The organism is Micromonospora chaiyaphumensis (assembly GCF_900091435.1).
GTDB lineage: Bacteria > Actinomycetota > Actinomycetes > Mycobacteriales > Micromonosporaceae > Micromonospora > Micromonospora chaiyaphumensis.
Map to the genome: position 1 here is coordinate 150,057 of NZ_FMCS01000006.1, position 20,588 is coordinate 170,644.

The window sequence follows — 20,588 nt, forward strand, 5'->3', positions numbered from 1 at the left end:
CAGCGTCCCGACCCGCACCGTTTACGGCGAACGGGCCGGGACCCCCCGTGGGTCCCGGCCCGCACGTCGCGGATCGGTCAGCCGGTCGATCCGCCCTGCTTCTTCCGCCGCTCGTCGTCCCTGGCGCGGTCGACGCCGTGGTCCACCTGGTCGGCGAAGCGTCCTTCCTTGATCTTGTCGGTGAAGCGACCCTGGGTGATCCGGTCGAATCGCTCCCGGACGTCCTCGGCCATCTGCTCCAGCCGTTCCTCCGCCCGTTCCGCCACCGTCTTCGCCGATTCCGCCATGGCTCCCCCTGCCAGTTCGGAGTCCGGATTGAGCTGGTTGGACCTGGTTCAGATGTTAGCGGATCGCCCTCGCCCGGCACCCCGGTTTCCCCGAACCACCGGGGCGCACCGACGGGCGCCGGCGGCTGATCCCGGCCACCGCGCTAGCCGCGGGTGAGGCGCTGCTCGTGCACGCGCACGGCCACCGTCGTGGCGTCCAGCAGGGGAGTGGGTACGCCGAGCGCGCGGGCCCGCGCCGTGAGGTCGCCGAAGATCTGTTCGACCTCGGTCGGCTGCCCGCCAACCAGGTCCCGGTAGAGCGAGGCGGTGTCGTCCGAGCCGGGCCGGGTCACGAAGGCCCGGACGTTGTCGAGGGTCTGCTTCGGCACCGGATGACCCGCCGCCGCGGCGACGGCTGCGGCCTCGGCGGCGATCTGCGGGCCGAGGCGATCACCTCCGGGGACCGCCGTCGCGTCGCCCACCGAACCGCGTACCAGGGTGTTGAGGGCGCCGAGGGTGCTGATGAAGACCCACTTGTGCCACATGGCCGTGCGGATGTCCGGCGAGACGGCGAAGTCGAAGTCGGCGCCGGACAACGCCTCGGTGAGCTGCTCGACGCGCCGCGACGTGCCGCCCCGCTGTTCGCCGATGACGATCTCGGCAAGGGTGCCCAGCCGAACGATGTCACCCTCGGCGTCGAGCGTGGTGAGGACGCGGACCACGCCGCCGAGCACGGCGTCGACGCCGAACCGCTCGTTGAGCGCGTCCAGGTGCGCCATCCCGTTCAGGAAGGGAATCACCACGGTACGCGGGCCGACCGCGGCGGCGACGTCGTCGATCGCCGCCGGCAGCGTGGTGGCCTTCACCGAGACGAGCACGACGTCGTAGTGCCCGTCGATCTCGGCGGCGGTCAACAGCCGAGGCTTGAGCACGGTCTCGGCCCCCAGGCCGGTGATCCGCAGCCCGCGCGCACGGAGCGCGTCGGCGCGCTTGGGCCGGACGAGGAAGGTGACGTCCCGGCCGGCCTGCTGGAGCTTGGCGCCGAAGTAGCCTCCGGTCGCGCCCGCCCCGACGACGAGAATCCTCATACGCCGAGACGTTACTGGTTCAGCCGGTAACGCGACAGCACCCGTCGAGTGATCTCAGTTACCGGTTCAACCGGTATCATCGGGTGGTGTTCCAGGATGAGGCGGCCTTCCGGTTCGTCGGCGGGCGGGTGTCGGTCGACTTCACCGCGACCCGTGGCCTGCGGTGGCGCGACCGCGGCGTCGAACGCATCCCGGCCCCGGCCGACCTTGCGCGCTGGTTCGTCGAGGCGGGTCTGACCGACCTCACCGTGCCGGTGTCCGCATCGGCTCTCCGCAACGCCCGTGAGCTGCGCGAAGCCCTCTACCGGTTGATGCGTGGCCGGGTCCGCGGGGAACCGCTGGACGGGGAAAGCATCGATCTCGTCAACCGCTGGGCGGCCAAGGCGCCGCCCGCGACCCGGCTCACGGCGGACGGTTCGGCGACACGCCTGGTGGCACCCACCGCCGACGGGTTGCTGGCGCTCGTGGCGCGCGACGGCGTCGACCTGCTCGGCGCCTCCCGCGCCAACCGCCTGCGCGAATGCTCCAGCGACACGTGCACCCTGCTCTACCTCGACACCTCACGGGCGGGCAGCCGCCGTTGGTGCGCCATGGAGGCCTGCGGCAGCCGCGACAAGATGGCCCGCTACCGCCGGCGCGCCGCCGACTGACCCCACCTCGGCACCGTGGACATGCCGCTGGTCAGCGGGAGCGAACGCGAAAGGCCGGCGCGGCCCGGAATGGGCGCGCGCCGGCCGGTGGCCGTGAACGGGTCAGCGTTCGGAGGTGCGGCGGGGGCGCCAGACGACGAGCGCCGTGGAGGTGCGGTTCGTGGGCACGAGGTCGCCGCGGGAGAAGCCACCCAGCGACTCCAGCTCGGCGATCCGGCGGTACGCGGCGTCCAGCTCCGCCTCCAGCCGGGCCACCCGCTGCTGGGCCTCCTCCAGCAGCCGCTCCAGGTTGATGATGCGCTTGACCCCGGCCAGGTTGATCCCGTCGTCCTGGCTGAGCCGCTGCACCTCGCGGAGCAGCACCACGTCCCGGACGCTGTACCGGCGACCACCACCGGACGCCCGGCCGGCCTGCACCAGGCCCAGCCGGTCGTACTGGCGCAGCGTCTGCGGGTGCATCCCCGCCATCCGCGCCGCCACCGAGATCATCAGAACCTTGGCCTCGTAGGCAGGGTCACCCGAGCCGACGAACTCCTGCGACATCCCCGCTCACCTCCGCTGCCTGTCACCCGGTCAACTGAATCGACGTACCCGCGCATCGAGATGTTCCCGCGCGGCCGGCGGCGTCTGCTCCGCGAACGTCTCGAGCGCCGCCCGCGCCTCGTCCGACAGCTTCGCGGGGACCACCACGTCGAGGGTGACCAGCAGGTCACCGGCGCGGCCGTCCTTGCGTACGACACCCTTGCCCCGGGCGCGCAGCACCCGGCCGCTCGGCGTGCCCGGCGGGACCCGGAGGGTCACCGTGCCGTCCAGGGTCGGCACCCGCAGGTCGGTGCCGAGGACCGCCTCCGCGAACGTGATCGGCACGGTCAGGGTCAGGTCGTCCCCGGTGCGCCCGAACAGCTCGTCCGGGCGGACCTTGACGTGCACGAACAGGTCCCCCGCCGGGCCGCCACGCTCGCCCGGCTCGCCCCGTCCGGCCAGCCGGATGCGCTGGCCGTCGGCCACTCCGGCCGGGAAGCGCACGTTCAGCGTGCGGGTCTTGGTGACCCCGCCGGTGCCGTGGCACTCCGGGCACTTCTCCTCGACGATCGTGCCCACGCCCTGGCAGTTGCGGCACGGTTCGGAGAAGCTGAACGACCCCTGGTTGCGGGTGGTCACCCCCGCGCCGTGGCAGACCGGACAGGTCACCGGCTGGGTGCCGGGCTTCGCCCCGTTGCCGTGGCAGGTCTCGCAGACCCCGGGAGCTCGCAACGTCAACGGGAGGGTCACGCCCCGGACCGCGTCGGGGAAGTCCAGCGCCACCTCGGTCTCGACGTCCCGGCCGCGGGCCGGGCCGCGCGGGCGGGCCGCGCCGCCGGCGCCCCCGCCCGTGAAGATCGAGCTGAACAGGTCGCCCAGGCCACCGCCACCGAACCGGGCCTCGCCACCGCCCGCGCCGCCGAACAGGTCGGAGACGTCGAACGGCATGCCGCCCGGCTGGCCCGCGCCGCGGGCGTTGCGCCGGAAGGCGCCGGAACCGAAGAGCGACCGCATCTCGTCGTACTCGCGCCGCTTCTTCTCGTCACCGAGCACGGCGTACGCCTCGGAGACGGCCTTGAACCGCTCCTCGGCCTTCGGGTCACCGGGGTTGTGGTCCGGGTGCGACTCCCGAGCCAGCTTCCGGTACGACTTCTTGATCTCGTCCGAGGAGGCGGACTTCTCCACGCCCAGCGCGGCGTAGTAGTCCTTCTCGATCCAGTCCTTGGAACTCACCGGTCCACCCCCTTCCACGGGACTCCCGGTCGTCCCGCCCGCCCGGCGTGGGCGGGCGGGACGTCACGGGTCGGCACTACTCGGGCTCGGCGACCGCGACCAGGGCGGGCCGCAGCAGCCGTTCGCCGAGCTGGTAACCCCGGCGCATGACCTGCACGCAGGTCGGCTCGGTCACGTCGGCGGAGGTCTGGTGCGCCACCGCCTCGTGCCGGGTCGGGTCGAACGGGTCACCCTGCTCGCCGAACGCGGTCAGGCCGAACTTCGTCAGCGCGGTGGTGAGCTGCTCGGCCACGCTGCCGAACGGGCCCACCAGGTCGCCGTGCTCGCGGGCCCGGTCCAGGTCGTCGAGGATCGGCAGCAGCGCGGTCAGCACCGTGCCGGTCGCCTGCTCCTGGACCAGGCTGCGGTCGCGGTCGACCCGCTTGCGGTAGTTGGCGTACTCCGCCGACACCCGCTGGACGTCGCGGGTCCGCTCGTCCAGCTCGGCCCGGAGCGACTCCAGCTCGGCGCCGAGCGGGGCGTTCGCCGGGGCGGACTCCTCGCTCGGCTGGGCCGGGGCGTCGACCACTGGCGGGCCGGGGACCGAGGCCTCGGCCTCGCCCTCGATCTCGTCGACCACGACCTCGGCCTCTTCGACCAGCCCCTCGGCGGGTGCGTCGGCCGCGGCGTCGGCGGCCGACGTGTCGGTCACCGCCTGCTCGGTGGTCTTGCTGATCTTGCGCTTGTCACGGATGACGACCCGCGGCTCCTCACCGGCACCCTGCCCGCCGGCCGCGGAGCCACCCCGCGCCGACCCGGTGGATCCCGGGTCGGCGGCTCGTGGCTTCTCCGTCATGCGGCTACCTCATCCCTCTGCGAGAAACGTGTCCGGGACCGAAGGTCACTTCTTGTCCTCGTCCACGATCTCCGCGTCGACCACGTCGTCGGGGCCGCCGGCCTGGGGGCCACCGGTCGCACCCGCGCCGGCGCCCGGCCCGGCCTCGCCCGGCGCGCCCTGCTCGCCCTGCTGCTGCGAGTAGAGCAGCGAGCCCGCCTGCTGGGAGACCTGCGCCAGCTTCTCGTGCGCGGCCTTGATCTTGTCGATGTCCTGGCCGCCGAGGGCGCTGCGCAGGTCGCCGAGCGCCTCGTTGAGCTGGTCGCGGTTCTCCGCGGGCAGCTTGTCACCGCTCTCGGCGAGGAACTTCTCGGTCTGCCACTGGAGCGCCTCGGCCACGTTGCGGGTCTCGGCCTCGTCGCGGCGCCGCTTGTCCTCGTCGGCGTGCTCCTCGGCGTCCCGGCGCATCCGCTCGATGTCGTCCTTCGGCAGCGACGAGCCGCCGGTGATCGTCATCTTCTGTTCCTTGCCGGTGCCCAGGTCCTTGGCGTGCACGTTGACGATGCCGTTGGCGTCGATGTCGAAGGTGACCTCGATCTGCGGCACGCCGCGCGGCGCCGGCGGGAGGCCGGTCAGCTCGAAGGTGCCGAGCTTCTTGTTGTAGGCCGCGATCTCCCGCTCGCCCTGGAACACCTGGATGAGCACTGACGGCTGGTTGTCGTCGGCCGTGGTGAACACCTCGGAGCGCTTGGTCGGGATGGTGGTGTTGCGCTCGATGAGCTTGGTGAAGATGCCGCCCTTGGTCTCGATGCCCAGGCTCAGCGGGGTCACGTCGAGCAGCAGGACGTCCTTGACCTCGCCCTTGAGCACACCGGCCTGGAGGGCGGCGCCGACGGCGACGACCTCGTCCGGGTTGACGCCCTTGTTCGGGTCGCGGCCGGTGAGCTGCTTGACCAGGTCGGTCACGGCCGGCATCCGGGTGGAGCCGCCGACCAGGATGACGTGGTCGACGTCGGAGATCTTGATCCCGGCGTCCTTGACGGCCTGCTCGAACGGGCCCTTGCAGCGGTCCAGCAGGTCCTGCGTCATGCGCTGGAACTCGGCGCGGCTCAGCGTCACGTCGAGGTGCAGCGGGCCGGCCGAACCGGCGGTGATGTACGGCAGGTTGATGTTGGTGGTGGTGGCGGCGGACAGCTCGATCTTGGCCTTCTCGGCCGCCTCCTTGAGCCGCTGCATGGCCATCTTGTCCTGGGACAGGTCGATGCCGTGCTCGCCGCGGAAGGTCTTCACCAGGTGGTCGATGATGCGCTGGTCCCAGTCGTCACCACCGAGGTGATTGTCACCGCTGGTGGACTTGACCTCGATGACGCCCTCGGCCAGCTCCAGCAGCGAGACGTCGAAGGTGCCACCACCGAGGTCGAAGACCAGGACGGTCTGCTCCTTGGAGCCCTTGTCCAGCCCGTACGCCAGGGCGGCCGCGGTCGGCTCGTTCACGATCCGCAGCACGTTGAAGCCGGCGATCTCACCGGCCTCCTTGGTGGCCTGCCGCTGGCCGTCGTTGAAGTAGGCCGGCACGGTGATCACCGCGTCGGTGATCTGCTCACCCAGGTAAGCCTCGGCGTCCCGCTTGAGCTTCATCAGCGTGCGGGCCGAGATCTCCTGCGGGGTGTACTTCTTGCCGTCGATGTCGACGGTCCAGTTGGTGCCGATCTCCCGCTTGACCGAGCGGATGGTCCGGTCCGGGTTGGTCACCGCCTGGCGCTTGGCGACCTCACCGACGAGCACCTCGCCGTTGCGGGCGAACGCGACGATCGAGGGGGTCGTCCGCGAGCCCTCCGCGTTGGCGATGACGGTGGGCTCACCGCCCTCGAGAACGCTGACGCAGGAGTTCGTCGTGCCGAGGTCGATGCCGACCGCACGTGCCATGTTCGCTTCCTCGCTTCGTAACGGTGAGCAGGTCAACGGGCCTGCCCGGCGGGTCGCCCGCAGCGACCGCACCACAAGTTGAGTGAACTTGACTCAATAGTGCCACGCGCTACGAGATCCGCAAGTCGAGGTTGAGCCGACCCGACGCAACCTGACCGTTATTACCGTCCGGTTGTCTTACCTTGCGTCGGTCGGGCACGCTTTAGCGGTGACGACGCACGGCGATCCCGCCACCCATGCCGGCGCGCCCGCCGTCGCAGCCCGCACCGGCCCGGACGACGCCGGTGGGGACCTGCCGGCCGACGCCGCGGAAGGCCTGCCCGCCGCGCTCACCGGCCTGCGGGCCGCGATCGGGGCGGCCCGGTTCCCGCTCGCCCTGCCCTCGGCCGAGCCCGCCCGGCGCACCGCCGCCGGCCTCACCGACCAGCTCGACGACTACCTGCTGCCCCGGCTCGCCCGCCTCGACGCCCCGCTGCTCGTGGTGGTCGGCGGCTCGACCGGCGCCGGCAAGTCGACGCTGGTCAACAGCCTGGTCCAGGCGCGGGTCAGCGCGGCCGGGGTGCTCCGCCCGACCACCCGTTCGCCGGTGCTGGTCTGCAACCCGGCCGACGCGGCCTGGTTCCGCCAGGGCGAGCTGCTACCCGGCCTGACCCGCACCACCGAGCCGAGCGAGAACCCCGGCACCCTCCAGCTGGTCACCGCCCCGGCGCTCCCGGCCGGGCTGGCCTTCCTCGACGCGCCCGACATCGACTCGGTGGTCGACGCCAACCGGGCACTCGCCGGGCAGCTGCTGGCCGCCGCCGACCTCTGGCTCTTCGTCACCACGGCCGCCCGCTACGCCGACGCCGTCCCGTGGGAGCTGCTGCGCAGTGCCCGGGCCCGCGGCACGGCCGTGGCCATGGTCCTCGACCGGGTGCCCCCCGAGGCGGCCGACGAGATCGCCGCCCACCTGTCCGAGATGCTCGCCGCACAGGACCTGGGCGCCGCACCGCTGTTCGTCCTGCCGGAGACCTGGGTCGACGGGCAGGGGCTGCTTCCCGACAAGGTGACCGCGCCGCTGGCCGCGTGGTTCGCCCGGCTCGCCGCCGACGCCGAGGCGCGCTCGGCGGTGGTCCGGCAGACCCTCGACGGCGCGCTGGCCGCCCTGCACCCCACCGTCGACGCGCTGGCCGACGCCGCCGACGAGCAGGTGGCCGCCGCCGACGCGCTCGACGAGCGGGTCCGGGCGGCCTACCGGGGGGCGGAGCGGACCGTCGACCAGGGGCTCAAGGACGGCCGGCTGCTCCGCGGCGAGGTGCTGGCCCGCTGGCAGGAGTTCGTCGGCACCGGCGAGTTCTTCCGCAGCCTGGAGGCGCGGATCGGCCGGCTGCGGGACCGCCTGGTGGCCGCGGTCACCGGCCGGCCGGCCCCGGCCGCCGAGCTGCGGAACGCCATCGAGTCCCAGCTGGTCACCCTGCTGCGCGGGGTGTCCGCCGAGGCGGCGGAGAACGCGTACACCGGGTGGAAGGCACACCCGGCCGGTGCGGCGCTGCTCGAACCGGAGCTGGCGCACGCGTCGGCCGACCTCCCCGAACGCGCCGAGCGGCTGGTCCGCGACTGGCAGCGCGGGGTGCTGGAGCTGGTCCGGGCCGAGGGCGGCGACCGGCGCTTCGTGGCGCGCACCGCGGCGTACGCGGTCAACGCCACCGGCCTGGCCGTCATGATCGCGGTCTTCGCGGCCACCGCCTTCATCCCGACCGGCCTGGAGGTCGCCACCGGCGCCGGCACCACGGTCGCCGCGCAGGCAGTGCTCCAGGCGATCTTCGGCGACCAGGCGGTCCGCAACCTGGCCAGCAAGGCGCGGGTGGACCTGCTGGACCGGATCGGCGCGCTGCTGAGCGAGGAGGCCGACCGGTTCCTCGCCCGCACCGCCGAGGCGCGCCCGGCCGCCGAGACCGGCGCCGCGCTGCGCCGGGCGGCCGGCGAGGTCGAGAAGGCCCGGCACCGCGCCGGCCTCTCCGGCACGCCGGGCCCCGCGTTGCCCGCCGCCGACGAGGGCGGGCGCGCGTGAGCAACATCGTCGGCCGGATGCGGGAGGCGTTCCGGGGCGGCCAGCGCGTCGATCCCGACGTCCTGATCGCACGCCTCCAGGCGGTCCAGCGCTTCCTCGGCGCGGTCGACGGCCAGGTGCCCGACGCCCAACTGGTCGCCGCGCACACCGTGGTCGAGCGGGCCGGCACCCGGCTCGCCCTGTCCGGCCACCACACCGTGGTCGCGCTGGCCGGCGCGACCGGCAGCGGCAAGTCGAGCCTGTTCAACGCCCTGGCCCGGCTGGACCTCTCCCCGGTCGGCGTCCGCCGGCCGACCACCGGGGTGGCGCACGCCTGCGTCTGGGGGCAGCTCGACGGCGCATCCCGGCTGCTCGACTGGATCGGGGTGCTGCCCCGGCACCGGTTCGTCCGGGAGAGCCCGCTGGACGGCGACGACGAGTCGGCCCTGCACGGCCTGGTCCTGCTGGACCTGCCCGACTTCGACTCGGTGCAGCGGACCCACCGGCTGGAGGTCGACCGGCTGCTCGGCCTGGTCGACCTGGTGGTCTGGGTGGTCGACCCGCAGAAATACGCGGACCGCGTGATCCACACCAGCTACCTGCGCGAGTTCCACCGGCACCGGGACGTGACCGTGGTGGTGCTCAACCAGGCCGATCGGCTGCCCCCGGCCGAGCTGCCCCGGGTCCTCGGCGACCTGCGCCGGCTGCTCGACGCCGACGGGCTCGAGGGGGTGCCGCTGCTGCCCACCGTGGCGGTGGACCCGGCGGGGCTGGACGGGCTCCGTGCCGAACTGGAGCGCACGGTCGCCGAGCGGCAGGCCGCGCTGCGCCGGCTGGCCGGCGACGTGGACGCCGTGGTGGCCGGGCTCGACCCGTTGGTCGGGCCGGAGCCGCCGCGCACCGGGCCGGGTGACGCCTCGGCACGGGAACTCACCACGGCGCTGGCCGGAGCGGCCGGGGTGCCCACGGTGGCCGAGGCGGTCGAGGGGGCGTACCGGCACCGGGCCGTCGGCAGCACCGGCTGGCCGCTGGTCCGGGGCTGGCGGAAACTGCGACCGGACCCGCTGCGCCGGCTGCACCTGCCCGGCGGGGGCGCCGACGCGCCGGCGGAGAGCCTGGTCGCGGCCACCTCCGTACCCGATCCGACCGCGGCGCAGCGCTCGGCGCTCAACCTGGCCATCCGCGCGGTGGCCGACCGCTCCGCCGCCGGCCTGCCGGCGCCCTGGCCGGCCGCGGTGACCGCCGCGGCCCGGTCCCGGCTGGCCGACCTGCCGGACGCGCTGGATCACGCGGTGGCCGCCACGGACCTGGGCATGGACCGCCGGCCGGCCTGGTGGCGGGTGATCGGCGGGCTCCAGTGGCTGGTCACCCTCGCGGCGCTGGCCGGCCTGGCCTGGCTGGTGCTGGGCTACGCCCTGCGCATCCTCGGCCTGCCCGCCCTCGACTACCCGGAACTCGGCGAGGTGCCCTGGCCCACCGTGCTGCTGCTCGGCGGCCTGCTGGCCGGGCTGCTGGTGGCGGCGCTGACCCGGCCGGTGATCCGGTGGGCGGCGCGGCGTGCCCGCCGGCGGGCCGAGGAGCGGCTGCTCACCTCGGTGGGCAGCGTCGGCGAGAAGCACGTGCTGAACCCGGTCTGGGCGGTGCTGGCCCGCTACCGGGAGGCGCGCGAGGCGCTGCGGGAGGCGGCCCGGGGCTGAGTGCCGGCACGGAAAGCCCGGCGTGCTGAGCGGTGTCCGGGCGGGCCGGGCGGCGTAGGGTCGACGCATGGCCACGCCACAGACCCCCTACGAGGCGGTGCTGCACGCCGCTCGCGACGTGACGAGGCTCGACTCCGCCCTGGACGCGGAGATGCTCGGCGCCGCGCTGCTGGGCAGCGTCTACGCCGTTGCCGAGACCGACCGGGACACCGCCGTCCGCGAGTTCGTGGCCGGCTTCCTCACCGCCACCTCGCGCCGCCGCAGCGCCGCCGCGACCACCATCCGCGCCGTCTTCGCCGCCCTGGTGCCCGACGCCGAGGGCGCCGCCCGGGTCCGCCCGGGGGCGTACGCCCCGGCCTGGGCCGGCCAGCTCGGCCGGGTGCACCTCACGGGCGCCTGGTCGTACGGCGACGTGTACGGCGACCAGACCTCCTACCTGGCCACCTTCGCCTACGACGACGCCGAGGGCGGCCCGGAGCACGCCCTGGTGGCCCTCGTCGACCACAACATCGGGATCACCAAGGACGTGTTCGTGGGCGGTCCGGCCGCCCGGATCGTCGAACAGGCCCGGGAGATCTGCACGCAGGACGAGTTCACCTGGTTCCGCACCGAGGACCCGAGCCGGATGCGCACCGAGGTGAGCCGGCACCTGGCGATCACCGACGACCTCGGCGAGCTGCCCGCGCAGGGCTCGCTGGCCACCGACCGGGCGCTCGTGGGTGCGCGGCTGGCCGTGCTGCCCGCCCCGGCGCCCGCGGCGACGGTCGAAGCCCTGCCGCTCACCGACGAGACACGGACCCGGCTCGTGCGCGCCTTCCTCGGCTCGCCGGAGGCGGTCCGGTTCAGCCTGGACCGGGTGGCCGACGGTGAGCTGGCCTCGCTGCACTTCTGCCTGGGGCTGCTGCTGGACCACGCGGCGAGCTTCCCGGACGCCGACCCGATGCGGTGGAGCCCGACGGTGGCCGAGCTGTTCCTGCTCGACTGGGTGCACCGGCGGGCCGTCCTGGACATGGACGACGCGGCCATGCTGCCGCGGGTGCTGCGCGGCTGGGCGGCGTACGCGGCCCGCCAGCGGGGGCTCGCGCCGGCGGCGGCCGCCCGCACGGACGAGGCGATCGAGGAGATGATCCCCGAGTTCGCCCGGCTCTACAGCACCGGCGAGCGGCGCAGCCCGGCCACGGCGGCGGTCGCGCAGCTCATGGCGGACGGCGTCGACCCGGACGACCCGGTGGCGCTGGACGCCTGGATCGAGGCGAACCGCCACCGCCTCACCGACGACCCGGCCTGACCCGCCGGCTCACACCTCGGGCGTGGCCGACGCCGTGGCGCTCGGGTCCGGATGGTCGCGAGGGCTGAGGGTCGGGGTGGGCGACTCCTCCGGCGGCGTGCCGGTCGGCGACGGGGTGCCGTCCGGCGGCGCGGTCGTCGGGTCCGGATCGTCGGACGGCGACGGCTCGGGGGTCGGCCCGGTCGCGGTGGGTTCGACGGTGGGACTGGGGCTCGGCTCCGGGGTGCCCGGGCCGGACGGCGACGGCGAGGGCACCGGCGACGGGCGCGGCGGAGCGGCCGGCCTGGTCCGGGGCGGGCCGGGTGTCGGCACCGGCGCGGGAGCGGCCGGGCGGGACCGGTGGCGGGAGCCGAGGTCGCTGTCGTCGGGCAGGGCCGGGGCGGCCGGCAGCACCGGTGCCGCGGGCGGCAATGTGGTGGCTCCGGCGACCGGGGTCGGGGTGGGCAGCAGCGGGGACTGGGTCCCCTCGGGCAGCGGGATCACCACCGGGCCGACCGAGGGGGTCGGGAGGAACGGGGTGCTGGTGTCCGGGAGGGCGCTGTTCCCCACGGTGGCCGATCCGGCGCTGATCGCGGCGAGGATCGGCATGGACGCGGTGCCGGCCAGCAGCGCCACGGTGAACAGGTAGCCCCGGGTCGGGCCGCTCAGCCCCTGCGCGCGGTGCGCGCCGACCACCCGCCGGTAGGTGGACCGCGGCGCAGCCCGGTGCCGCCCGAGGAACGGTGAACCTTCTGGCGGCTCGGACACGGACACACTCCTCGTACGCGTCGACAGGGCAGGATCCCGGCGCAGGCCTAAACGGACAAATGCCACAAGGGAACCACCGTCAGCTTGAACCAGTGACGCTCAGTTCACCAGCCACCACAGCGTGTCGACACACAAATTGTCCGTCGCCTGGGAGTGACCCACCAGACAAATACGTCTATGCGCCGCGAACAAGACGGAACGTCACCGGCGGAGGAGGCCGTACTGTGGGCCCGCTCACCTCCTCTGCAATCATTCAGGCACGACGGCAACGCAGCCGCCACCTCCGCGCACCCCGCGGCTGGTGCGGTACGGCGCCGGCGCTCCCGGGTCGGGCTCCTCACGGGACCCGGCTCACGCCGCGCGGCAACCCTCACCGGGGCTAGGCGCGGCCGCCAGGGACCGGTCCGGCACCATGCCGGATCGGGCGCACGATGTGCGCGGCACGGGTCACCCCCCGGCGCCGGCGCAGACCAGACAGGGAGAGACGGATGGCAAAGGGCGACCCCGGGGCCGCCACCCGCAGCAAGCGGGCCGCACCCCGTACCAAGCGCGCCGCCGCCACGGGCGAACCGGAGCTCGTGCAGCTGCTGACACCCGAGGGCGAGCGGATCGAGAGCGCGCTCGGCCCGGACGGGACCGAGTACCGCGTCGACTTCACGGACGAGGAGTACCGCGGGCTCTACCGCGACCTCGTGCTGGTGCGGAAGCTCGACGCCGAGGCCACGGCGCTCCAGCGCCAGGGCGAGCTGGGCCTCTGGGCCAGCCTGCTGGGCCAGGAGGCGGCGCAGGTCGGCTCCGGCCGGGCGCTGCGTACGCAGGACATGGCCTTCCCGACCTACCGGGAGCACGGCGTCCTCTACTGCCGGGGCATCGACCCGATCATGCCGCTCGGCCTGTTCCGCGGCGTCGACCAGGGCGGCTGGGACCCGAACGAGTTCAAGTTCAACATGTACACGATCGTCATCGGGGCGCAGACCCTGCACGCGACCGGGTACGCCATGGGTGTCGCCATGGACGGCAAGACCGGCAGCGACGAGGGCGAGGCGGTGATCGCCTACTTCGGTGACGGCGCCACCAGCCAGGGTGACGTCAACGAGTCGTTCGTCTGGGCCAGCGTCTTCAACGCCCCGCTGGTGTTCTTCTGCCAGAACAACCAGTACGCCATCTCCGAGCCCCTGGAGCGGCAGACCCGCGTCCCGCTCTACCAGCGGGCCGGCGGCTTCGGCTTCCCCGGCGTGCGGGTGGACGGCAACGACGTGCTCGCGTCGTACGCCGTGACCCGGCACGCGCTGGACAACGCGCGGCACGGCCAGGGCCCGAGCCTCATCGAGGCGTACACCTACCGGATGGGCGCGCACACCACCTCCGACGACCCGACCCGCTACCGGATCGCCAGCGAGGTCGAGGCCTGGCAGGCCAAGGACCCGATCGCCCGGATGAAGGCGTTCCTCACCAAGCAGCAGATCGTCGACGACTCGTTCTTCGCCGAGGTCGACGAGCAGGCCCGCGCCGAGTCGGTGCACCTGCGCGAGCGGGTGCTCGCCATGCCCGACCCCGAACCGGTCACCATGTTCGACCACGTCTACCCCAACGGGTCCCCCGAGCTCGACGAGCAGCGGGCCCAGTTCACCAAGTACCTGGAGTCGTTCGAGGGGAGCGCCCACTGATGGCCACGGAGACGCTCACCCTCGGCAAGGCCCTCAACGCCGGCCTGCGCAAGGCCCTGGAGAACGACCCGAAGGTCGTCATCATGGGCGAGGACGTCGGCAAGCTCGGCGGCGTCTTCCGGATCACCGACGGCCTGCAGAAGGACTTCGGCGACCAGCGGGTGATCGACACCCCGCTCGCCGAGTCCGGCATCATCGGCACCGCGGTCGGCCTGGCCATCCGCGGCTTCCGGCCGGTCTGCGAGATCCAGTTCGACGGCTTCGTCTACCCGGCGTACGACCAGATCGTGTCGCAGGTGGCGAAGATGCACTACCGCTCGCAGGGCAAGGTGCGGATCCCGATGGTGATCCGGATCCCCTACGGCGGTGGCATCGGCGCGGTCGAGCACCACTCGGAGTCGCCCGAGGCGTACTTCGCGCACACCGCCGGCCTGAAGGTCGTCACCTGCGCCAACCCGCAGGACGGCTACTCGATGATCCAGCAGGCCATCGCCTCCGACGACCCGATCGTCTTCCTCGAGCCGAAGCGGCGCTACTGGGAGAAGGGCCCCGTCGAGCTGGACGCCCCGCTCGGCGAGGCGTACCCGCTGCACGCCGCCCGGGTCGCCCGGCCGGGCACCGACGCGACCGTGCTCGCGTACGGCCCGATGGTGCGTACCGCCCTGGACGCGGCCACCGCCGCCGCCGAGGACGGGCGCGAGCTGGAGGTCGTCGACCTGCGCACGCTCTCGCCGCTGGACCTGACCGCCGCGTACGAGTCGGTCAAGCGCACCGGCCGCTGCGTGGTCGTCCACGAGGCACCGGGCAACCTGGGCCTCGGGTCGGAGATCGCCGCCCGGATCACCGAGGAGTGCTTCTACTCCCTGGAGTCCCCGGTGCTGCGGGTGACCGGCTTCGACACCCCCTACCCGGCCGCCCGGGTGGAGGAGGAGTACCTGCCCGACCTCGACCGGGTGCTCGACGCCGTCGACCGCACCTTCGGCTGGTGAGCGGAATGTCACGGATCAAGGAGTTCAACCTCCCCGACCTGGGCGAGGGCCTGACCGAGGGCGAGATCCTCGCCTGGCTGGTCAAGGTGGGCGACGACATCGAGCTGAACCAGCCGATCGTCGAGGTGGAGACCGCCAAGGCGGCGGTCGAGATCCCGGCGAAGTGGGCCGGCCGGGTGCAGGCGATCTTCCACCCGGAGGGCGCCACGGTCGAGGTGGGCAGCCCGATCATCGCGATCGACACCGACCCGAACGCCGGCCCGATCGAGCCGTCGACGACCGGCGCGCCGGCCGCCGACCTGCCCACCCCGTCGGCGGCCTCGCTGGCCGCCGTCGAGGTCGCGCCCGAGGAGGGCATGGTCGAGCCGGGCCTCATCGGGGGCGTGGCGCCGGGCGGGCGTACCGCCGTGCTGGTCGGCTACGGCCCGCGGAACGCGCCGGCCAAGCGGCGGCCGCGCAAGGGTGGCGTCCCGGCCCAGGCCGCGGCGGCACCGGCCGCCCCGGTCCAGCCGGCCCCGGCGCCGGCACCGGTGGTCCCGGTGCCGGCGGCGAACGGCAACGGCCGGACGACCGGCGCGGTGCTGGCCAAGCCGCCGGTCCGCAAGCTCGCCAAGGACCTCGGCGTCGACCTCGCCACGCTGACCGGCTCGGGCCCGCTGGGCTCGATCACCCGGGAGGACGTCCAGCGGGCGGCCGCGGCCCCGGCGGCGGCCGAGCCGCTGACCGTCGCGGCGCCGGCCACGGCCGCCGCGAGCTTCGGCGCCGACCGCGAGCAGCGCATCCCGGTCAAGGGGGTACGCAAGCTCACCGCGGAGAACATGGCCCGCTCGGCGTTCACGGCCCCGCACGTCACGGAGTTCCTGACCGTCGACGTGACCCGGGCCATGAAGGCCCTGGACCGGCTCCGGGAGCGGCGCGAGTGGCGGGACGTCCGGGTCTCGCCACTGCTGCTGGTCGCCAAGGCGGTGCTGCTCGCGGTCAAGCGCCACCCGATGGTCAACTCGACCTGGGCCGGCGAGGAGATCGTGGTCAAGGACTACGTGAACCTGGGCATCGCGGCGGCGACCGAGCGTGGCCTGATCGTGCCGAACATCAAGGACGCCGGCCGGCTCTCGCTGCGCGAGCTGGCGGACGCGATGACCGCCCTCGTCCAGACGGCCAAGGCGGGGAAGACCTCGCCGGCCGACATGTCCGGCGGCACGCTGACGATCACCAACGTCGGCGTCTTCGGCGTCGACACCGGCACCCCGATCCTCCCGCCGGGTGAGTCCGCGATCCTCGCCTTCGGCGCGGTCCGGGAACAGCCCTGGGTGCACAAGGGCAAGGTCAAGCCGCGCCTGGTCACCACCCTGGGCCTCTCCTTCGACCACCGGATCATCGACGGTGAGCTCGGCTCGAAGTTCCTCCGCGACATCGGGGACTTCCTGGCCGACCCGGAGGCGGCGCTGCTCGCCTGGACCTGACGGTCGCACAGCACCAGGCCACGGCCGGTGTGCCACGGGTGAACGCCCGGCACACCGGCCGTTGCCGTTGGGGGAAGAAACATCGGCACGCCGGGGCCCTTGACCTACGATCCTTAGGCACGTGGCTCAGCTCACCTAATAATCGATGGAGTTTGGGTCCGTCATGGTGTTCAATAGAGACATCAAGGGGCTGACAACCGAATAGCCAGGAGGAGAGACCCAGATGAGCATGATCGAGCGAATCCGCAACCGCCGCGACGCCAACCGCCGCGCCCGTGCCATCGAGCACGCGCTGCGTTCCGCCAACTCGCCCGCGGTCCGCGAGGAGCTTCTCGCCATCGCCCAGCGTCACATGAGCTGACGCTCCACTACTTTCCTCACCTCCTCCAGTTCGAAGACCCGCCCGGGCACCGGGCGGGTCTTCGGCGTTTCACGTCGATCGGCACCGGGATTCCACCTCGCCGCACCGCCCGGTACGGTGGGGCTCGGTCGCCAACCGCCCGCCCCCGGACCGATCGCCTCGAAAGCAACCGATCGATATCGTCCGGTGACGTTCGGTGACGGCCCGTGCTCCCCCGGGCGCCTCCGGGCGGCCACCGGATACGGTGCGGGGAGCCCGCACGGCCGGTACCTGCCGGCGACGCCGGCAGCCATGCCGACGGTCCCGATCGGCAGTCGGCGGCCGACATGTGATGGAGGAGGCGCACCCATGACGTCCGAGGCCCCGCACCGCCCCGGCCAGGAGCCGGGCGAGGTGTCGCCGGGCGCCGGCGGACCGGTGCCGTACGGCGACCGCCCGGCGCAGCAGGACAACGGGTACGGCGCGCCCGACCTCGGCTGGGCTCCGCCCCCGCCGGCCGGTCGGACCGCCCAGCCGGCCCCCGCGTGGGCCGCGGCCGACGACCAGCCCCCCGCGTGGACACCGCCGGGCGGCCAGCCCGCCGCCGGCCGGGCCACCGCCCAGGTGCCGCCGCCGGCCGAGCCGGGCGGCTGGGGTCCCGCCGCGCAGCCCGCCTGGGCCGCGCGCGAGCAGTCCACCCCGGCCTGGGAGACGCCCGACCAGGGAGCACCCGCCTGGGGCGCGTCCGAGCAGACCGGTCCCCACCGCGGCAACGAGCAGGCGCCGCCCGCCTGGGCCGCCGCCCCGTCGGACAACCCCGCCGGGTCGAACCCACCCGCCTGGGCGAACGAGCAGGGCGGGCCCGCCTGGGGTGCCGCCCCGGCGCCGGCCGGTGAGCAGCCCGCCTGGGCACAGGCCGGCGAGCCGGGTGGCCGTGGCGCCGCCCAGGTGCCCGCGCCCGCCACCGTGCCGAACGAGTCCTGGGCCACGCCGGCCGCGCAGGACGACCCGAACCGGTCCGGTGGGTGGTCCCCGGCGACCGCGCAGCAGGACGACGACCCGGGCCGCTCCGGCGGCTGGGCGGTCGGCGCCGCCCCCCGGCAGCAGGACGACCAGCCGGCCTGGGGCCAGCAGGGCGAGCACGCCAACCCGGGCTGGTCGCCGGCCGAGCCGACGGCCCGCGCCGCCGCCAAGGTCTCCGTCCCGGGTGCCGCCCACCCGGAGAGCGCCTGGCCCGCACCGGACGACCAAAGCCAGGCCGGTCACTGGCAGAACGGCCCGACCGCGACGCAGGGCGAGGACCAGAGCCGGGCGGGCGGCTGGCAGACCGGCCCCGCCGGGCAGGGCGACGACCAGGGCCAGGCCGGCGGCTGGCAGAACGGCCCGGCCACGTCGCAGGGCGAGGACCAGAGCCGTGCCGGCGGTTGGCAGAACGGCTCGACGGCGCAGAACGACGACCCGGACCGCTCCGGCGGCTGGGCCGCGGGCCGGTCCGCCGGGCCTGCCGAGGCACCGCAGCCGGGCGCCTGGGGCGCCGCCGAGGAGCAGCGTCCGGCCGCCGCCTGGAGCGGTGCCGCGGCGGTGCCGCAGCAGCGTGAGCCGGAGCGGCCCGCCGACGAGCCGCGGCAGCAGCCCGGCTGGGGTTCCGCCGCCGCGCCGGCGGCTGCCGAGGTGCCGGCCCGGGCCAGCGCGTCCGTCCCGTCCCCCGACTCGCCGCCCGCGTGGGGCGGCAACCAGGACAACAACCCGGGGCAGTGGTCGCGCGAGCGTCCGGCCGTTCCGGAGGCCGAGCCGTGGGCGCCCGGCGAGGCGTGGGGCCGGGCCGGCGAGGCCCAGCCCGAGCAGTCCTCGTCACCGGGCTGGGAGCCGACCCGCGCCGACGACGGGCCGATCTACCAGCCGGCCCCGGGCCCGGGGATCTCCCCGGCCAACGCTGTGCCCTTGCCGCCGCAGGAGCAGCGGGTTCCGGGCGCCGCCCTGGCCGCGGCCCCGCCCGCCGACTACGCGCCGTTCAACGCCGGCGGCGAGCCGGGCGAGCGCAACCCGCAGGCGTACGAGCCGGAGCCGGCCGCCGACGCCGGCTGGGGCGCGCCCGGCCCGGCGCACGAGGAGCCGCAGTCGCCGGCCGGGCCGGTGGTGCCCGGGCCGCGCATCTCGCCGGAGGCCGGTGCGGGTGGTGCGGTCTCGGCCAGCGCCTCGGTGCCGATGACCAGCCGGGTCACGCCGCCGGCCGACCAGCCGTTGCCGACGGCCGGTGTGCCGGGCCCCCGGGTCTACGGCCGGCCCGCCCGCCCGGAGCCGGAGGAGGCGCCCGGGCAGGACGGCCCGAACGGCTTCGCCGAGCCGGGCCCGCAGTCCCGCACGGACGAGTCGGACCGCCCGCACGGCTACGCCGAAGCCCCTCCGGTGCACTCGGCCCCGCCGTCGTCGCCCGCCGCCCCGCCGCCGTTCCCGCCCGGCGTGCCGTCCTTCGTGGACCCGCCCGGCAACGGCCGGCCGGTCAACGGGGTGCACCCGCACAACGGCGAGCGCCCGGGTGGGCCGCACGACCCGTTCGGTGGCCCCGGCGGGCCGCAGGACCGGTTCGGCGCTCCCGCTGGACACCAGGACCCGTTCAACGCGCCGAGCGGCCCCCACGACCCGTTCGGCGGGCCGGGGGCCGGTGATCCGTTCGGTGCGCCGGCCGGCGGCCGGGCCTCGGTCGGCGTGCCGGGGCAGGGGCCGATGGGCGAGCCCGGTGGCTTCCCGCCCGCGTTCCCGCCGCCGCCGCAGCAGGGCCCGCCGGCCTGGCCGCAGGCGGGTCCGGGCGGCGACCCGGACCAGAGCCGCTTCGAGTCGTTCAAGCCGGAGACGGAGCCGAAGACCGAGGCGCCCACGCCGAAGGTGCGCAACGGCCGGGTGCTGGCCGCCGTGCTGATCGCCGCGGTGCTCATCCTCGCTGTGCCGCTCGGCCTGCTCACCCTGCTCGGCAAGATCGGTGGGGACGACAAGCCGGCGGGCTTCGACCCGGCGGTGGGCTCCTGCGTCAAGCAGTCCGGCACGACCGCGGTGGCGGCCGACTGCGGCGAGCAGGGCGCGTTCACCGTGGTGTCGAAGGTCGACAGCAAGGACAAGTGCGCCGACCCGGCGCAGCCCCAGGTGGTCCTTCCCGGCGACGGGAGCAACCGGGTGCTCTGCCTCAAGCCGGCCGGCCAGTAGCAACCACGCACGACGGCGGGGCCACGGTGATCCGTGGCCCCGCCGTCGCTTTTCAGCGCTGCCAGTGGGGGTCGCGCCCGAGGTAGGCCAGCAGGGCGGCGACCGGGTCGGCACCGGGCTCGGTGGGCAGCGCGGCGGCGTACGCGAATCCGCGCAGCGGCTCGGCGGTCGCGCGGGCCGCCGGCATGAGCTGCTCGGCCAGTTCGGCGGTGAGCGGCGCCGGCTGCCCGGTGGCGACCGCCACGTCCCACGCGTGGACCGCGGCGTCCAGCGCGCAGGCGGCGGCGGCGAGCTGCGGGTCCATGGTCGGCACGGGCGGCAGCGGCGTGCCCACCGGCCCGCCCGCCGGGTCGACCCGCTCCCACGTCGCGGCGGCAGCCTCGATCGCGGTCCGCACGACACTCTGGACGCCCTCGTCGTGGCCGCGCGGCGGGTCGAACGGGTTGTACGCCGGCAGCGCGCCGACGCCGACGTGCGCCGCCCAGGCGTGCTGGTCACCGGCGGCGTGCATGAGCACCTGCCCGACGGTCCACTGGTCGCACGGAGTCGGGTCGTCGAGCCGGTCGGCCGGAACCCCCTCGGCGGCGCGGCGCAGGAGGTCCAGGGCGGTGGTGAGGACGGGGAAGCTCACGAGGCCGATCCTTTCGGGGAACGGAATGTTTCGTTCCGCT

17 protein-coding genes are annotated in these 20,588 nt (G+C 74.6%); 9 read left to right on the top strand and 8 right to left on the bottom strand.

Going from position 1 to position 20,588, the window contains the following annotated elements:
- Positions 1 to 77 precede the first annotated feature (77 nt).
- Both GA0070214_RS17710 and GA0070214_RS17715 read right to left on the bottom strand, forming a co-directional pair.
- The gene (locus GA0070214_RS17710) at positions 78 to 287 is read right to left on the bottom strand and encodes a hypothetical protein (RefSeq protein WP_091264499.1); all 210 of its coding nucleotides are present in this window, start codon (positions 285 to 287) and stop codon (positions 78 to 80) included.
- A 143-nt stretch (positions 288 to 430) separates the two neighbouring features.
- Positions 431 to 1,354: a ketopantoate reductase family protein gene (locus GA0070214_RS17715; RefSeq protein ID WP_091264503.1), complete on the bottom strand. Its 924-nt coding sequence runs from the start codon at positions 1,352 to 1,354 to the stop codon at positions 431 to 433.
- Positions 1,355 to 1,440: 86 nt separating this feature from the next.
- On the opposite strand from GA0070214_RS17715, the gene GA0070214_RS17720 reads away from it, so the two are divergent.
- Positions 1,441 to 2,004 (top strand): CGNR zinc finger domain-containing protein, encoded by a 564-nt coding sequence (locus tag GA0070214_RS17720; protein WP_091265511.1) that lies wholly within the window; start codon positions 1,441 to 1,443, stop codon positions 2,002 to 2,004.
- A gap of 102 nt (positions 2,005 to 2,106) precedes the next feature.
- On the opposite strand, the gene GA0070214_RS17725 is transcribed toward GA0070214_RS17720, so the two are convergent.
- The 4 genes from GA0070214_RS17725 to dnaK all read right to left on the bottom strand — a co-directional run bounded on the left by GA0070214_RS17725 (position 2,107) and on the right by dnaK (position 6,499).
- Entirely contained in the window at positions 2,107 to 2,547 is a 441-nt protein-coding gene (locus GA0070214_RS17725) for a heat shock protein transcriptional repressor HspR (protein ID WP_091264506.1), read from the bottom strand.
- Positions 2,548 to 2,577: 30 nt separating this feature from the next.
- A complete protein-coding gene (gene dnaJ, locus GA0070214_RS17730) occupies positions 2,578 to 3,759 on the bottom strand; it encodes a molecular chaperone DnaJ (protein WP_091264509.1) in 1,182 nt (393 codons plus the stop codon).
- Positions 3,760 to 3,835: 76 nt separating this feature from the next.
- A complete protein-coding gene (gene grpE / locus GA0070214_RS17735) occupies positions 3,836 to 4,594 on the bottom strand; it encodes a nucleotide exchange factor GrpE (protein WP_091264513.1) in 759 nt (252 codons plus the stop codon).
- Between the two features lie 45 nt (positions 4,595 to 4,639).
- Positions 4,640 to 6,499, bottom strand: coding sequence for a molecular chaperone DnaK (gene dnaK / locus GA0070214_RS17740; RefSeq protein WP_091264517.1), 1,860 nt, complete (start codon positions 6,497 to 6,499; stop codon positions 4,640 to 4,642).
- Positions 6,500 to 6,707: 208 nt separating this feature from the next.
- Between dnaK and GA0070214_RS17745 the strand changes: the two genes are divergently transcribed.
- The 3 genes from GA0070214_RS17745 to GA0070214_RS17755 all read left to right on the top strand — a co-directional run bounded on the left by GA0070214_RS17745 (position 6,708) and on the right by GA0070214_RS17755 (position 11,513).
- Positions 6,708 to 8,549, top strand: a complete 1,842-nt coding sequence (locus GA0070214_RS17745; protein WP_091264520.1) for a GTPase domain-containing protein — start codon at positions 6,708 to 6,710, stop codon at positions 8,547 to 8,549.
- A gap of 17 nt (positions 8,550 to 8,566) precedes the next feature.
- The gene (locus GA0070214_RS17750; RefSeq protein ID WP_091265514.1) at positions 8,567 to 10,225 is read left to right on the top strand and encodes a GTPase; all 1,659 of its coding nucleotides are present in this window, start codon (positions 8,567 to 8,569) and stop codon (positions 10,223 to 10,225) included.
- Positions 10,226 to 10,292: 67 nt separating this feature from the next.
- Positions 10,293 to 11,513, top strand: coding sequence for a hypothetical protein (locus GA0070214_RS17755; RefSeq protein WP_091264524.1), 1,221 nt, complete (start codon positions 10,293 to 10,295; stop codon positions 11,511 to 11,513).
- Between the two features lie 9 nt (positions 11,514 to 11,522).
- Here the strand turns inward: GA0070214_RS17755 and GA0070214_RS31865 are convergent, their stop codons facing one another.
- Positions 11,523 to 12,260, bottom strand: a complete 738-nt coding sequence (locus GA0070214_RS31865; protein ID WP_167364286.1) for a hypothetical protein — start codon at positions 12,258 to 12,260, stop codon at positions 11,523 to 11,525.
- A gap of 488 nt (positions 12,261 to 12,748) precedes the next feature.
- On the opposite strand from GA0070214_RS31865, the gene pdhA reads away from it, so the two are divergent.
- From pdhA to GA0070214_RS17780, 5 genes are all read left to right on the top strand, one after another.
- A complete protein-coding gene (gene pdhA / locus GA0070214_RS17765; RefSeq protein WP_091264525.1) occupies positions 12,749 to 13,927 on the top strand; it encodes a pyruvate dehydrogenase (acetyl-transferring) E1 component subunit alpha in 1,179 nt (392 codons plus the stop codon).
- A complete protein-coding gene (locus tag GA0070214_RS17770) occupies positions 13,927 to 14,916 on the top strand; it encodes an alpha-ketoacid dehydrogenase subunit beta (RefSeq protein ID WP_091264528.1) in 990 nt (329 codons plus the stop codon). The genes pdhA and GA0070214_RS17770 overlap by 1 nt, the downstream gene beginning before the upstream one ends.
- A 5-nt stretch (positions 14,917 to 14,921) precedes the next feature.
- Positions 14,922 to 16,379 (top strand): dihydrolipoamide acetyltransferase family protein, encoded by a 1,458-nt coding sequence (locus GA0070214_RS17775; protein WP_091264531.1) that lies wholly within the window; start codon positions 14,922 to 14,924, stop codon positions 16,377 to 16,379.
- A 223-nt stretch (positions 16,380 to 16,602) separates the two neighbouring features.
- Positions 16,603 to 16,740, top strand: a complete 138-nt coding sequence (locus tag GA0070214_RS31870) for a hypothetical protein (protein WP_165823299.1) — start codon at positions 16,603 to 16,605, stop codon at positions 16,738 to 16,740.
- Between the two features lie 348 nt (positions 16,741 to 17,088).
- Positions 17,089 to 19,917, top strand: a complete 2,829-nt coding sequence (locus GA0070214_RS17780) for an LppU/SCO3897 family protein (RefSeq protein ID WP_091264535.1) — start codon at positions 17,089 to 17,091, stop codon at positions 19,915 to 19,917.
- 52 nt (positions 19,918 to 19,969) lie between these two features.
- On the opposite strand, the gene GA0070214_RS17785 is transcribed toward GA0070214_RS17780, so the two are convergent.
- Positions 19,970 to 20,548 (bottom strand): TIGR03086 family metal-binding protein, encoded by a 579-nt coding sequence (locus GA0070214_RS17785; RefSeq protein WP_091264537.1) that lies wholly within the window; start codon positions 20,546 to 20,548, stop codon positions 19,970 to 19,972.
- Positions 20,549 to 20,588 lie beyond the last annotated feature (40 nt).